This is a genomic window from Candidatus Competibacter phosphatis (assembly GCF_012939995.1).
GTDB classification, from domain to species: Bacteria; Pseudomonadota; Gammaproteobacteria; order Competibacterales; family Competibacteraceae; genus Competibacter; species Competibacter phosphatis.
This window is the reverse complement of record NZ_SPMZ01000113.1, coordinates 1-8,222: the sequence shown is the minus strand read 5'-3', so window position 1 is coordinate 8,222 and position 8,222 is coordinate 1. Positions and strand designations below refer to the sequence as shown.

Genomic DNA, 8,222 nt, shown 5'->3' with positions numbered 1-8,222 from the left:
GAAGCGTAAGCACAATCACCGGAATTTGTCGCTCCCAGAGCACAGCCATTCCTACTCTTTCGTCCTTCACCTTGTTGCTCCTCATGCTCGCGTTTTCGGTCATTCTGCTGAGCAGGCAAACCACAAATCGCAAGTGAGGGCTTGATGACACCGACCCTAATGACGTTCTGGCCGGCGCTGGCGGCGGGCGTTAATTCGCAAGCGGTGGCCAGTTTATCGGGAAGCCTGGACAGGCATTCCGCTAGCACTGAAATAATTCTCGTTTTTTTCGGCGTGGCATTCGTCGCGGGTGATCAGATTCGCTCGCAGCTCTTCAATCTGGATGCGAACGGCTTCACCCTCGTACCAGTGTCTCCGGTCCCGTGGCGACATGGCTTCGGGATCGTCGAAGCGCGCCCGCTTTGGCCGCGTGAATCGCCATTCCAAGACCTTGAGCAGGTCGAAAATCCAAGGCGTACGCAAGTCGCCGCGCTGAATAAATGGACATCCACGGCGAATCCATCCATCAACCGCGTTGGTGGACACCTCGAAGAATTCGGCGATTTGGGATTTATTCGCCAGCCGGGCAGTGTGCGTGGCGATCTTGGTTACATCAGCCATGGCTTAGACTTGGGGACCACCAACAACCCATAGGGGACCGAAAAACTGTCGAAAACCGGGCTTCCGCGTGTCCCCGGTGCGAATGATGTCCAGGAAGGACCCGCTGAAAGTTAGGTTTTGTGAGGTTCTGATAGGCCGGCTCGGGCGCACGTTGCGCACCGCAACACACCAGCCTGAAAGGCTTGGGTTCAATCTCAAGTTTTTCCAGGTAGTTCTAGCCCGATCTTGCAGCCCAAAATCCGCCAACAGATATTGTGAAATCAAATAGTTGCGACCCATAAACTGCTGGTTTTCTATTGTTCAAACCATACATTTACTAACACCTCATTCGCGCGCGCTTATGGGGTGTGAAAAGTCCGGTGACGCCCTTTGGGATAGAACAACAAAAGTCCGGTGCCGCTCATGATTCCGGTGCCACCTTCAACCCGCGCCGCGCCAACTCGATGAGCGCCAGTTGTGGCCTACAGAATGGGCCGTACTCGGTATGCAGGGTGTCTATCGCCTTCATCACGTCAGCCGGAATCCACACCTCAAGCCGGTGGTAGCCGGCCGCTTTCTTCCGTTGCCGGTAGCGGTTCTGGCGGTGTCGTGCGGCTGGCGTCACGGTTGCCAGTCCCCCATATCGTCGAACGGGACGCCAGCGCCCACCGCTTCCGGTTGCTGCTGTTTGGGTTTGGATGTTCGCGGCTTGGGTTTCCCACACAACGTGGCGATCTCGTCGGCCACCAGCGATAAGCCGGGATGGTGATTCCCGTCCCGATCTTCCCAGACGCTCAGTTCAGCACGGCCACCAATGGCCACCGCTTCTCCAGCCTTCAGTTCCAGCAATCGTTCCGATTCCGCGCCAAAGGCGATGACGGATACCCACACCCAAGCGCCGCCCTTGTCGTCGGCCTTGACCTTGGCGATGGCAAAGGTGTTGCCATTGGCGGATGTCCGAGCCTGTGGGGTGTCGTGGAGCTTGCCGGTAATCAAGCAGCGGATCATGCCGCTTCCTCCGCTCTGGACGCGATTTCAGGCGCTTCTACTGAAACGGGATACTCCGGCCCAAGCTCAACCGTTGGCGCGCTCTCAGCAGCGTAGCAGTGGCCGTGGGTGTTCATCATGCGCCCGTCGCCGTACAACACCTCTCCCACCGCCAGCAAGTGAATATCGGTCCAGTCGTCCGGTGTCCATTCCCGCCATCCCAACCCCGCCGGGCCGGCTTGCACCAGGCACTTGCCAGCGTTTCGGCGTCGGCGAGTAGCGCCAGCAGGGCCGCCTTGTTGGCTTGCAAGTAGGCGCGTTGCGGATCGGTGAGCCGGCCAATCGGTGAAACCTGTAGCAAGTCGCCAGCGGCACGAATCTCGAAACCAGCGGCGCGCATTCGATTTAAGGCACGCACCAGGGAAAACGGATCAGCCATCAGATATTCCCCCACCGTCTGCTGTCGTCGGTCCCTGCTATCCCACCGCGAGGCCTAGCCGGGCGGTTGGGTGGCGTGGCGGGCGGTTGCGGGTTGTCGCGGATAATGTCCGGCGAAATGTCCGATGGCGTCGGTGTGGAGTCCACAGGGGCGGGGGGTGGCTTTACTGGCGTGGCCGAAATTATCCAGCCGCCGCCAGGCAGTTCCACCATCCCTGCCAGGGACTCTTTGACACGCTGCCGGTTAATTTCCTGGGCCTGTGCCCGCGTGATGGGCTGGGTTTTCGCGAGGGTTGGTGCTGACTGTTGGGTTTCCTGTTTTTCGACTGCGTCCATGTACGGGGCACCGGCAGGCGGTACATACGGTACACCCCTATAGGGGTGTGTACCGCCTTGTACCGCTTCGCTACCGTCTTGCCGGGCGGTACATTCCGGTACATGTACCGCCTTGTACCGCCTTGTACCGCCTTCAATGGGGGGTAAATGGCTATCAGTTGGCGAAAAACCATGCTCAGGGGCGGCTCTATTGCCCGTTTCGGTGGACTGATCGAGCGTTTTGTACCGCCTTGTACCGTTTGGCGCGGGTATCCAGTACCGCCCGTCATTGGTGGAAACCTTCCCGGACGAAACCAGGTCAAGGCGCGCTCGAAGGAATGCCTTGCGCTTAGCCTGTTGAGTGGTGTCGCTGGGCGCGATACCCGCGTCGTAGGCCGCTTTCCGCCATTCATCCTCGGATACCGTCACTACCCCATTATCCTCGGCGCCATGCGCCATAAGCGCCGAACGTAGAGCGTCCAGGGCGATACGCTGTGTATTGGATAAGCGGACGGAAGGGGTAAGGTCCATGGTAATTTCGGACGGTACCAGTACGGCCGAATCAAGCGGCGCGCCTTCATCGTCCGCCCATGGGAGAGGTTGTTTTTCCAGCGTCCAGGACAGCGGCGGCGGCGGGTCGGCGTCCTTCATCTTGGTTGAACGTATCTGGACCGTGTTTCCAAGCAGCGCTACCGCGTATTCCGTGTCAACCGCGCCGAGTAGCACGCTCGAACCGCGCCCGCGTCCCTTTTCCAGGTGCCCAGAGTGGTGAATTCCAAGAATCGCCGCACCGGTGGCGGTGCGGATCGCATCCAATCCGGCGACCGCGCGGGTCATGTCGGCGGTTGCATTTTCGTCGCCAGGGCCGAAATTCCGGTTCAAGGTATCGACAATGACCAGGGCGGGCGCTTCCGGCAGGTGGCGAATATCCGCCACCATGGCGGCGACGCTGGCCGGGTCCGTCAAGGCGATGGGTGTCAGCAGTAAGCTGATATTTCTTGGCGTCTCCCCGTGGTGGTCGAACCACGCGCGAAACCGCCTTGCAAGGCCGTTCTTCCCCTCGCCAGCGACGTAAACGACGCGACCCGGCTTGACGGGTTGCCCGCGCCAATTGCGGCCGGTGGCGACGTGGCAAGCTAGATCGATGGCCGCAAACGACTTCCCGCAACCTGGACTGCCGAACATGACGGTCAGCGAGTCATCAGGAAGGTAACGTTTCACGAGCCAGCTTTCGGACGGTGGCAGGGCGCACAAGTTACCAATATCCGTGAGCCGGCATTCCCTTGAATCGCCCGCGCTGGCTTGCCTGATGCTTTCGACAATGGCCAGTAGCTCGTGATCAGGAACACCAGCGGCGGCGGCCTGGGCCAACCGGTCCCGTGCGGCGGCTTCCTTACGGTTACGCTTGCACTCGGTCAGAAGCCGGGCGTAGACGCCAAAGTTCGCGGCGCTCACATGCTCCCGACAGGCGGAATCGACGGTGGCGAGGTCTTCCGTGGCCAGGCGTTGAGCCAATATCGGCACGTCCACCGGTTGCCCGGCGGCGGCAAGATCGGTGATGGCGGAATAGGCGCGGCGGATTGGCGGATTAGTGAAGCATTCCAAGTCAAGCCGGTGATCAAGCGCGTATCGCCCGATTTCGGCCGGATCGCCGCAATTGACAAGGCCGGCGATGATGGCCGCTTCCGCGACGGGGTTTGATAGGGTGGCGCCCTCTTCGCGGCGGCGGGTCGGCGACTGTAGCTCTCGCAGTTTTTGTTCGGCTTGTTGATCGAGGAACGCCTCGCCGCGCTTCCGTCCGGCGGTGGCGGGGGTGTTAATTCGGTCGTTTTCAGGTATCATTCAATTCACCATTTATGAATTGCCCGCCTAGCAGCGTCAACTGCGATGATGGCGGGTTTTTTCATGCCCGAATTCCGGGCACGCGAAAGCCACCCGCGCGCGCAAGGCGAGCCGGTGGCGGCTTTGGAATGGTTATGGTGTGGGACACGGCCGCGCGCCGGAAAATGGCTAGGCGGCGGCTGGGAGCACGGGGTTTCTCAGCAGGGGCTCAATTGCTGCGGCGACCGTGGGATTCCACGCGCGGATCGTCGAAAGTCGCCACAACTTCAGAGCGCAGCGGCCGCGTAGATCGGGTTGCGGAATGCGCCCGTCTCGGATGTGGTTGATGACCGCGCCTTCACCCAAGCCTAGCGCCAAGGCCAGATGCGCGGGCCGCAACAGCGGGTCAAGTGATTCCGTTTGGTTATCGATTCTGCTCATAGCCATAACTCCAAGCTATGAACGATAGCCTTTAGGCGAGAAATACGTGAAAATCCTGATTTACAGGAATTGGGTTTTAGTTATAACCTAAGCCCAATCCATTGCGTCTCTCGCAAAAAGACCTCGTTCAGTCGTGTGGTTTCGCATGGTGAATTTGGCTGGCGTCAAGCCCTGAGAAAGTTCAACGCCAGCCGCTATTCGGATGATCGGGATGGTACGCCCGATGATCCATTACCAGCAAGCATAAGGCATTTCAAATCTGGAAACCTCTTGAATTCGTCGGTATCGCGCCTTTCTTGAGCAGCAGTCGGCGGAAGTCCCAGTAAGCCCCTAGCAGGAAAATAAAAAACCCCGTCAAGCCTGAAAACCTGACGGGGTTTTTTGTTGGGCGAAGCGATTACATGTGCTTGTCCAAGACCGTAGTTGGTCTGATTCATCAAGCAGCCTTTGGCGACGCTTCCGGTAGCCCGGAATCTCGAAATTCAGTTCGTGTCGTTCAACTCCAGGCGGCGTTCGATGCGCTCCACGCGGGCGGTCAACTGATCCATGCGGGTATGGCCTTCCACCACGTCGCCGTACATGTGGGCCAAGTCGCGGCGCATTCCGGCAACGGTGGTTTCCAAGCTACTCAGGCGTGATTCAATGCGGCCTAGCCGTTCGCCGTGCTCATCCTGCTGGGCACGGATTGCCCGCAAATGTTCGAGTACCAAGGATTCAATGTCGGCAGTCATAGCCACCCGCTCCTAATGCGCAGGGTCGTTCAATTCCAGTCGCCTTTCAATCCGTTCGATCCGTGCGGCCAGCCGGTCGATGGTGATTTGTTGCCGGGCGGCGGTTTCGTCGCCGTGGGTGATTTCCCGTTTCACCAACACCATGCCCGACTCAAGGCCGCTCATTCTCAGCTTCAAGTCGGTCATGTCGTCGGCAATCTGATCGACACGGGTGCGGATATGGCGCAAGTGTTCGAGTACCAGATTCTCGGTGTCGGCGGTCATGTGGTGGGTTCCTGTCAGTGGGCCGGGTCCGTCAGTTCCAGACGCCTTTCAATCCGTTCCACGCGGCGCTTGAGGCTATCCAGTTCGGACTTGCCCGAGTAGACGGCCGACGTGAGTGCGCCGATTTGCTGTCCCAGCGAGGAAATTTCCACGCGGATCCCTGCAAGTTCTTGCCTCACGTCCGCCATGTCGGCTTGCAGGCGCTTGAGAATTTCCAGCATCAGATTTTCAACGTCGGCGGTCATGGAGTGGACTCCTTCTCTTTCCGGCGGTACTTCGCCAGCCACGCTTCAATATCGTCCTTGGTGATTCGCCAGCCTGCCGGGGTGTTTGCGCCGGGTAGCTCACCGCTATTCAGCCATCGGCGCACGGTGGCGACATGTACGCCGATGGCTTCGGCGACTTCCTCGGTATTCATGATGTCCTTCATCGCGTCAAACTCACTGCCAACATAATTTATTATGTGTATCTTATTGCTATGCAAAAATGCAAACAAAATGCCGCATGATAATTCATGATAATGGGAATTATCTTGAATTTGTGGTGCTTTCGGGATCGCCGAGGCTCGATTGAGTGGCCGTCCGGGCGAGGCGGCGGTGACGCTGGGTTGGGGGAGAAGCAGCGGGAGGAACGGATACCGGAGCAGTTGAGGAGTTTTTTGTGAGGGGATAGAAGGTGCCGTCCGTTCGGCATCCGACCCATCATCTTGGCTGGTCAAACGGCCCGCACGCCCCAACATCCCCGGGCGCGGAAAGTCATTCAAAGACGGAAAACGACCTCCAAGGACCTTTTGGCGCGGTTAGCATGGCGTGAGTGTAACAATATAATTTCAAAATAAGGTGAATGGCATTATAAGATATTATTGACTAACTTACTCTGTTGAAAATTAAAAAAAAATATGCTATTAACCACTTAATAGTTATTGATTTATAAATAAGACATCAAAACTTAACCTCCCGTGAGGGAGGGGCGGAAAGTCGCGGGTCTTGGAAAAAGACAGCCGGACTGCCGAGGGCGACTGTCGTCAAGGTCGCGCGAGGTGGTGCGGCTTAATTTTTTTGGAAAAAATGCATAGGAGCGTTTGATGCTTTATCCATCACTGATGTAAGGAGAATGGGCATGAACACAACCATCAAATCTGCTATCGCTGCTTGTGGATTACTCGCTGCTGTCTCAATGCCGTTGACCGCAGGGACAGATACGAGCTTCTTTTCTGGCAAAGAAAGTTACGGGAGTATAGGAGGTTTCACTCAAGACAATGTATATCTAGAAGTCTCTGCTTTCAAAGTCACGGCTATGAGTAGGTCGAATAAGACTAACTCGCCTGGTGCTAGTATCTTTGGATATTTTGTTGATGAATCAGGATGTTCGTGGAATGGTTCCGGTTCCACCGATACCATTCAATTCAAGGCGACGGGTTCACCTAATTCTATTCCTAAAACAGTGACTGCTTCTGGGTCGGTTTCGATAACTTGGGAATCCTACTGCTCGTCTTTGACCACCCCCCCGTCTCCTATCCCAGAAGATACAGTGAGGTTCGAGATGAATTTGAGCGCACTGACAGATCAAGGGTCTTCTAACTGGGGTACCTCTCATACTGAATATGCAGACATCAGGATTAATAGTCATTTCAACCAAAAACAAGCTCCTGCTGCGGTTAATGACTCCTCATTCATAAGTTCAAATTTTGGCTCGGTGATCATAAGTTCTGCTTATGTAGGCCAGAGCAAATGGTTTGACGTGGAAATTGCTCGATAACTGATCAGCCTCGTCTTGTGGTAGTGTCCCTGAACTGCTGTGATAAAAGTTGGGTCATTTGTCATTGGCTTTTAAGTGGAGAAAAGCAATGTTCAAGAGACTAAGCATTCTGGCAATATTTTCTATATTTTCGCTTATGGTTAGCCCGCCCGCATTATCAATCACTGAGATTAATTATCTAGATGGAAACGACATTCACCGCAGTCGGTTATGGGCTACAGCGGATCAACCCAGTGTTTGTCGAATCTGCAAGAGTACGCATGGTGGCACATCCACGCCTGATTCAGATTAATACGCCGGGATTCACAGGCGACTTTTCTTTGCTGCTATCAAACAATCACTCCACAGGAGGGACTTGTTTTGGTGACTCCGGTGACCCCAATTTTCTTGGGGATACCAATATTATTGCAGGTGTGACGTCTTTCGGTATTAATGGTAATTGCGCAGGTACGGGCGGTGTATTCCGCATAGATAGACAAGATGTTTTGGAATTTATCAAAAATTATCTGGATTTGTAATGGCATCTTAATTAGAAATCCGGATCGCGCCGCGCGGCAATCAATATTTAGTGGGGGCTGGTGGCCTGAACGGTTGCTGTAAACCGTGTGGTCACGCGGACTCCAGCCGTAGCGGCGCTGGTGAAACGGCGGGCGTCTTCGGTGCGGTTTATAGTCACTGTCACGCCTATCATCAAAGCGATTCTTCCACGGCTCATAAAACCTGGCTCATAAGCCGGCTTATGAGCCGATCCATGATCCCGGCTGATGGACCGATTAAATGAGCCGAGCGGTCGCTGATGTGGGTGGTCCAAAAATGATTACAGGATGGGAGTTGTAGCACAACTCGCAAACGGCCACTCGGCGCGGCGCTTCTCGCGGGTCAGTTCAC

At 56.0% G+C, this 8,222-nt stretch carries 12 protein-coding genes and 1 riboswitch; of the genes, 3 read left to right on the top strand and 9 right to left on the bottom strand.

Annotation, left to right across the window (positions count from 1 at the left end; genetic code table 11):
* The first annotated feature begins 144 nt into the window (after positions 1-144).
* A complete protein-coding gene (locus E4P82_RS22640) occupies positions 145-633 on the top strand; it encodes a hypothetical protein (protein WP_246327785.1) in 489 nt (162 codons plus the stop codon).
* A 367-nt stretch (positions 634-1,000) separates the two neighbouring features.
* Here E4P82_RS22640 and E4P82_RS21250 read toward each other — a convergent pair whose 3' ends face one another.
* The 9 genes from E4P82_RS21250 to E4P82_RS21540 all read right to left on the bottom strand — a co-directional run bounded on the left by E4P82_RS21250 (position 1,001) and on the right by E4P82_RS21540 (position 6,294).
* A complete protein-coding gene (locus E4P82_RS21250) occupies positions 1,001-1,204 on the bottom strand; it encodes a hypothetical protein (RefSeq protein WP_169250740.1) in 204 nt (67 codons plus the stop codon).
* Positions 1,201-1,587, bottom strand: coding sequence for a single-stranded DNA-binding protein (locus E4P82_RS21245; RefSeq protein ID WP_169250739.1), 387 nt, complete (start codon positions 1,585-1,587; stop codon positions 1,201-1,203). The genes E4P82_RS21250 and E4P82_RS21245 overlap by 4 nt, the downstream gene beginning before the upstream one ends.
* A gap of 115 nt (positions 1,588-1,702) precedes the next feature.
* Positions 1,703-2,005: a hypothetical protein gene (locus tag E4P82_RS21240; RefSeq protein ID WP_169250738.1), complete on the bottom strand. Its 303-nt coding sequence runs from the start codon at positions 2,003-2,005 to the stop codon at positions 1,703-1,705.
* Positions 2,005-4,161 carry an AAA family ATPase gene (locus E4P82_RS21235; RefSeq protein ID WP_169250737.1) on the bottom strand — a complete coding sequence of 719 codons (2,157 nt, stop codon included), beginning with the start codon at positions 4,159-4,161 and terminating at the stop codon, positions 2,005-2,007. Before E4P82_RS21235 ends, E4P82_RS21240 begins: the two co-directional genes overlap by 1 nt.
* Positions 4,162-4,329: 168 nt before the next feature.
* Positions 4,330-4,581: a hypothetical protein gene (locus E4P82_RS21230; RefSeq protein WP_169250736.1), complete on the bottom strand. Its 252-nt coding sequence runs from the start codon at positions 4,579-4,581 to the stop codon at positions 4,330-4,332.
* Positions 4,582-5,063: 482 nt separating this feature from the next.
* Positions 5,064-5,312: a hypothetical protein gene (locus E4P82_RS21225; protein WP_169250735.1), complete on the bottom strand. Its 249-nt coding sequence runs from the start codon at positions 5,310-5,312 to the stop codon at positions 5,064-5,066.
* A gap of 12 nt (positions 5,313-5,324) precedes the next feature.
* Complete coding sequence (locus E4P82_RS21220; protein ID WP_169250734.1) at positions 5,325-5,576, bottom strand: hypothetical protein; 252 nt, start codon at positions 5,574-5,576, stop codon at positions 5,325-5,327.
* A gap of 14 nt (positions 5,577-5,590) precedes the next feature.
* Complete coding sequence (locus E4P82_RS21215) at positions 5,591-5,821, bottom strand: hypothetical protein (protein WP_169250733.1); 231 nt, start codon at positions 5,819-5,821, stop codon at positions 5,591-5,593.
* The gene (locus tag E4P82_RS21540) at positions 5,818-6,294 is read right to left on the bottom strand and encodes a helix-turn-helix domain-containing protein (RefSeq protein ID WP_211203248.1); all 477 of its coding nucleotides are present in this window, start codon (positions 6,292-6,294) and stop codon (positions 5,818-5,820) included. Before E4P82_RS21540 ends, E4P82_RS21215 begins: the two co-directional genes overlap by 4 nt.
* 218 nt (positions 6,295-6,512) lie before the next feature.
* A riboswitch (cyclic di-GMP riboswitch) is annotated at positions 6,513-6,589 on the top strand.
* A gap of 106 nt (positions 6,590-6,695) precedes the next feature.
* On the opposite strand from E4P82_RS21540, the gene E4P82_RS21205 reads away from it, so the two are divergent.
* Both E4P82_RS21205 and E4P82_RS21200 read left to right on the top strand, forming a co-directional pair.
* Positions 6,696-7,334 (top strand): hypothetical protein, encoded by a 639-nt coding sequence (locus E4P82_RS21205; protein WP_169250732.1) that lies wholly within the window; start codon positions 6,696-6,698, stop codon positions 7,332-7,334.
* A gap of 182 nt (positions 7,335-7,516) precedes the next feature.
* The gene (locus E4P82_RS21200; RefSeq protein WP_169250731.1) at positions 7,517-7,852 is read left to right on the top strand and encodes a trypsin-like serine protease; all 336 of its coding nucleotides are present in this window, start codon (positions 7,517-7,519) and stop codon (positions 7,850-7,852) included.
* Positions 7,853-8,222 lie beyond the last annotated feature (370 nt).